This is a genomic window from Sphingomonas sp. Root720, assembly GCF_001428605.1.
Lineage (GTDB): Bacteria > Pseudomonadota > Alphaproteobacteria > Sphingomonadales > Sphingomonadaceae > Rhizorhabdus.
Map to the genome: position 1 here is coordinate 1 of NZ_LMID01000009.1, position 1,482 is coordinate 1,482.

A 1,482-nucleotide genomic window follows, 5' to 3' on the forward strand; every position below is an offset into this window, starting at 1 on the left:
GCGATCAGGTCGAGATAGGCCGAACGGCCCGCGCGGGACCGCTCGATAATTCGCGACGTCACCGCCTCGACCACTGCGTGCAGGCTCATCGTCTCACTCTCCCATGCCGGGGCCATCCCACGCCACCGTTCGTCGAGCGACGCGTCTCGACGGCGCTCGATACGAACGCGCGGGAAAGACCCGCATCGGCTATGCGCACCAGTGGATGTCGATCGCCTGTTCGGCATCGGCGAGCACGCGGCCCACCGGCAGGCTGGAGCCCGCCCCCTCCTCGATCGCCCGTTCGAGCAGCGCCTTCTTTTCCTGGCCGGTCAACACCAGCATCACGGTGCGCGCCGACAGAATCGCCGCCTTGGTCAGCGTCACCCGGGCGACCGGGGCTTCGGCCGGCAGCGGATCGGGCATCACCCCGACCATGCGGCGCCCCTTCGGCGCGCCCAGCGCATCGTCGAGGTCGGGCCCGGCGAAGATCGAGGCGGTGTGGCCGTCGGTGCCGACCCCCAGCCAGACCAGATCGGGCGGGAAGGGAAAATCCTGCAGCCGGGCGTCGGCGGCCATGCCGGCGCTACGATAGTCGGGGGCCTTCTCGCTGATCACGGGGATTACCCGCGCGCCCTTCGGCAGGAAGATCTTCGCGATCGCCGCCGCGTTGGACAGCGGATCGGTCATCGGCACGATCCGTTCGTCGGTCGGGATGATCGTCACCCGCTTCCAGTCGATCTTCGCCTTGGCCAGCTTCTCGTAGATCGGCAGCGGGGTCTTCCCGCCCGGCAGCGCGATCAGGCACGAACCGCGCGCATCGAGCGCCGATTCGATGATGAAGCCGACATCGCCCGCGACGGCGTCGGCCCATTCGGCCGCGTCGTCATAATCCCACCATTCGGCCTCGATCATAGTCTTCCTCTTGGTTCAAGATCCTCCAACGCTTCGCGCAGGGAGGATTTATTGCATCCTAATCATGCCATGTGACGCCGTCGCGCTCGGTAAGCGCGATGGCGGCGGACGGGCCCCAGGTGCCCGCGGTGTAGGGCCTGGGCTTCATGCCGTTGGCGGCCCAGCCGTCGCGGNGTCGCGGATCGCGTCGACCCATTCCCACTGCGCCTCCACCTCGTCGCGCCGCACGAACAGCGTCTGGTCGCCCTCGACCAGGTCGAGCAGCAGCCGCTCATAGGCGATCCGCCGCCGGCTGTCGGCAAAGGCGTTGGGCATCGAGATGTCGAGCGGCACCTCCCTCAGCCTTATCCCGTCGCGATCGAGTCCGGGCTCCTTCGTCATCAGCAGCAACCGGACATTCTCGTCGGGTTGCAAACGGATGATCAGCCGGTTGGGTTGCAGCACCGCGCCCCGTCCGTCGAAGATCGAGTGCGGTACACCCTTGAACTGAATGAAAATCTCCGACTGGCGGCTCGGCAGCCGCTTGCCGGTGCGCAGGTAGAAGGGCACGCCCCGCCACCGCCAATTGTCGATGTTGACCTTCAGCGC

The 1,482-nt window shown here is 67.1% G+C and carries 1 protein-coding gene and 1 pseudogene; both read right to left on the bottom strand.

The features are described from left to right. Window positions 1–189: 189 nt before the first annotated feature. Window positions 190–894, bottom strand: coding sequence for a 6-phosphogluconolactonase (gene pgl / locus ASE22_RS07345; RefSeq protein WP_056356844.1), 705 nt, complete (start codon window positions 892–894; stop codon window positions 190–192). A 174-nt stretch (window positions 895–1,068) separates the two neighbouring features. Next, window positions 1,069–1,482 (bottom strand): annotated as a pseudogene (locus ASE22_RS07350) (glucose-6-phosphate dehydrogenase); the annotation flags it as partial.